This is a genomic window from Pseudomonas sp. 05N434, from assembly GCF_056396965.1.
In genome coordinates this window covers 1-1,711 of the sequence record NZ_JBFTMK010000780.1, presented here as the reverse complement: position 1 = coordinate 1,711, position 1,711 = coordinate 1, and the positions used below count along the sequence as shown (strand labels likewise).

Below are 1,711 nucleotides of genomic sequence, written 5' to 3'. Positions count from 1 at the left end.
CGGTTTATGCCGTCTACACCTCACGACAGTTTGTCGACGCAAAAATCGCTCGCTTTATTGACACGTTAAAAGACCGGGTTGGCAGTCAGCTGGCAGCCACTGCTCAGGAACTCATCGATTGAAACGCCGCGAGGGGTAAAGGTATTTGCGCCTCAATGAGACAATCCATCATCATAGTCCACGAGACGGCCATTATGTTGTTCTGCTCATTATCAAACATTTATGCTGCTACCCCAAACAGGGTACCCACCGCAGCGGTCAACGCCATTGCCAGGGCCCCCCAAAAGGTGACACGAGCAGTTGAAGCAATCATGGGGGCGCCGCCGGTATGGGCAGCCAGAACTCCTAAGAGCCCGAGAAACAGAAGCGAGCTGCCAGCAACCCCCCACATAAGTGCAGCAGTCGGAACCATCAGAACCACCAGTAATGGTAATGCAGCGCCCACAGAGAAAGTCGCTGCGGAGGCAAAGGCAGCTTGCACAGGACGCGCGGCCAATGTATCGGATATCCCCAATTCGTCGCGTCCATGAGCGCCCAGAGCATCGTGTTGCATCAACTGTGTGGCAACGTTTGAAGCCAGCGCTGTATCCAATCCCCGCTCGACGTAAATGGCAACCAGCTCTTCGTACTCCTGCTTGGGGTTGGCGGCCAACTCTTTACTTTCCCGAAGCAAGTCTGCGCGTTCGGTGTCGGCTTGGGAACTGACCGATACATATTCACCAGCCGCCATCGACATTGCTCCGGCGACAAGGCCGGCAACACCTGCGACCAGAATGCTCTTTGAACTCGCACCGGCCGCCGCAACTCCCAGGACGAGGCTAGCCGTTGAAACGATACCGTCATTCGCGCCAAGAACAGCAGCGCGAAGCCAGCCTGTCCGGTGTGTTTTGTGCCTTTCGCTGTGTCTCATGGGGATGACCCCGCAACGGAATGTTTAGTCAGGTGCCCAACGCATAGGCAGACTGGCGTCTGTCAGGCTTTGAGCATTGATATCCAGCGTTTCCATGGCCGCCATTGCGTTAGCGGCGACATTCTCGGTTCCATTTTCAGAGAACCAATTTGTCACCAATGGCTGCACATATGGCGTGCTGATTGTGCAGCAGCAGTGTGAGAGCGTCTGTTATGGCTATGTTCACTTCAGAGCGATCCGGCATTGGTACGGTTCCTGGGTACGTGATGTGATTAGACTAGCTGAACTTGCGCCAGCAGAAGTCATCTCTCTAGACCGACGTCCGCCTGCTTTGCCTTGGCCAACTGGAGGCATCGCGGCAGCTATGAGTTCTTCCGCAATTTATTTTGAGGTGCTGATTTTACTGGCTTTAAACGGTGAGAAAATTTGTGAGCCGCTTGAGCAGGTAAAATCCGAAGGGTCGAACCGATCGGTCGTGTCCATCCGGATACTGCGCAGGCTCACCGTTTCCGGGTGTGACGCGTATAACGTCTCTGCAAAATAACTGATCAGGATGGAGCGTCGGCGTGCGCCGATCGAGTTCAGACTGCCCGCATGCACTAAATCCACATCAAACACCAGGATGTCACCCACGGAGCCTGAAAGCTGCACGGACCGGGACTCGTCATTGAAGTCGAATGGCGGCGCTTCCTGGTCAGGGCGATGGCTGCCGGGAACGAGACGTGTTGCGCCGTTCTCGGGGCCATAATCGTCGAAATATGCCAAGGCGTTCACAATGTCACCCAGCCACTCGGCCGGGAT

At 55.3% G+C, this 1,711-nt stretch carries 2 protein-coding genes and 1 pseudogene; all 3 read right to left on the bottom strand.

Going from position 1 to position 1,711, the window contains the following annotated elements; translation table 11 throughout:
- Positions 1–220: 220 nt before the first annotated feature.
- On the bottom strand, positions 221–910 hold the full coding sequence (locus tag AC1DLB_RS29280) for a VIT1/CCC1 transporter family protein (protein WP_111453251.1): 690 nt from the start codon (positions 908–910) through the stop codon (positions 221–223).
- A 24-nt stretch (positions 911–934) separates the two neighbouring features.
- Positions 935–1,154 (bottom strand): annotated as a pseudogene (locus AC1DLB_RS29275) (hypothetical protein).
- Positions 1,155–1,291: 137 nt separating this feature from the next.
- Positions 1,292–1,711, bottom strand: a 420-nt coding sequence (locus AC1DLB_RS29270; protein ID WP_477786214.1) for a phytanoyl-CoA dioxygenase family protein, incomplete at its 5' end; no start/stop codon positions are given.

What these genes read in the sequence shown, in the direction of transcription:
- AC1DLB_RS29280 (WP_111453251.1), bottom strand. Translation starts at nt 910, where the DNA reads ATGAGACACAGCGAAAGGCACAAAACACACCGGACAGGCTGGCTTCGC.